The sequence below is a fragment of the Teichococcus aerofrigidensis genome (genome assembly GCF_054073225.1).
In genome coordinates this window covers 1-1,398 of sequence record NZ_JBSXMU010000251.1, presented here as the reverse complement: position 1 = coordinate 1,398, position 1,398 = coordinate 1, and the positions used below count along the sequence as shown (strand labels likewise).

3 protein-coding genes are annotated in these 1,398 nt (G+C 79.5%); all 3 read right to left on the bottom strand.

The annotated features are described in order from the left end of the window. Window positions 1-163: 163 nt before the first annotated feature. Window positions 164-787 carry a prepilin-type N-terminal cleavage/methylation domain-containing protein gene (locus ACVMLK_RS21010; protein ID WP_457487539.1) on the bottom strand — a complete coding sequence of 208 codons (624 nt, stop codon included), beginning with the start codon at window positions 785-787 and terminating at the stop codon, window positions 164-166. Then, window positions 784-1,170 carry a type II secretion system protein gene (locus tag ACVMLK_RS21005; RefSeq protein ID WP_198366631.1) on the bottom strand — a complete coding sequence of 129 codons (387 nt, stop codon included), beginning with the start codon at window positions 1,168-1,170 and terminating at the stop codon, window positions 784-786. Before ACVMLK_RS21005 ends, ACVMLK_RS21010 begins: the two co-directional genes overlap by 4 nt. Then, window positions 1,151-1,398 (bottom strand): hypothetical protein (locus ACVMLK_RS21000; protein ID WP_457487538.1); only part of this gene is annotated, 248 nt, incomplete at its 5' end. The genes ACVMLK_RS21000 and ACVMLK_RS21005, both read right to left, overlap by 20 nt.

The window sequence follows — 1,398 nt, the reverse complement described above, 5'->3', positions numbered from 1 at the left end:
CCCTGCAGGCGGGCCAGCCCGGGCGCGGCGCCCCGCAGGTCCACCACCAGGCGTCGCCGGCGGCCGCGCCATCGCGGGGGCAGCATGTCCCGCAGCTCGGCGCCCCACCAGCGCAGGAAGGCCTCCGCCCCCCGCCGCGCCCGCCCCCCCGTCTCGCGCAGGCTCATCCCCCGGCCTCCCGTCTGTGCGCCAGCCGCGGCGCCACCACCAGCGGCGTCCAGCGGCGCGCATCCTCCGCGGCGAAGTCGAGGTTCAGCTCGATCGCCATCGGCAGCACGGCCGCCTCCGACCACGTATCCCGCCAGAGCGCCGCCTCGCCCGGACGGGGCGCGCCGAAGTAGCGCAGGCGGAGCGCTTCGACGCCTTCGAGCAGGCGCCGCCCGGAACGGCCTTCCGGCCCCCCCTCCCCCGCCTCGCCACCCGGCAGGGCGCGCCAGGAGAGCAGCAGGGCGCCCTGCTCGTGCCGCAGGCCGAGCAGCGCCGGGCCGCCCAGGCCGAAACGCGGCGGCAGTTCGGCGACGAAGGCCAGGGCTTCCGGACGCCCCTCGAAGATCAGCGCCGCGGCGCCGCCGCTCCGGCCCTCTTCCGGGATGGGCAGGGCGGCCAGCAGCCGCAGCCGCAGCAGATCCTGCACCAGCCCAAGCTCGGTCCGGTCCGCCGCCGCCACCCGCCCGGCCCGCCCGACCAGCCCGAGGGCGCTCAGCGCCAGGCTCATCACCAGCCCGAGCAGCACCAGCCCGACCAGCGTCTCGACCAGCGTCAGGCCGGGAGCGGAGCGCCGGATCATGGCGCCCCCCCGGCCGGGCCCGGGCGCAGCGTCTCCAGCACCACCGCCCCCACCGTGACGCGCACCGGATGGAGCGCCAGCCCGGGCGCGCCGGCCTCGCCCGGCCCTGTCTCGACACGCCAGGGCCCCTCCGGCGCGCGCCCCTCCAGATGGCCGGGCCGGGCGGCGCCGGGCGGGGCATGGGCCTCCAGCAGCGACTGCGCCAGGGCCAGCGCGGCGAGATCCGCCTCGCGCCCCGCCTTGGCGCGCAGCGTGGCCGCCAGGGCCGGCAGAAGGGCGGCGAGCACGCCGCCGATCACCGCCAGCGCCACCAGGGCCTCCACCAGCGTGAAGCCGGGCGCCGTCCGCCGCCGGCGCGGCGCGTCACTCGAAGAGGCGGACATGGCCGGTCATCCAGTCGACCTCCACCGCGGCCGTCATGCCACCGCGCGACAGCCGGACGCGGCCGCCGGTCGAGCCGCCCTCGGCATCGAAGCGGATGGCGAGGCGCCCCGCCTCCCCGGCCTCCGCCAGCGGGGCCTCGACCGCCAGGGCCAGGCCGGGCGTGACGCCGAGGGCGGCGGCGCCCGGACGCTGGAGGCTGCCGCGCGCCGTGTCGAAGACCACCAGGG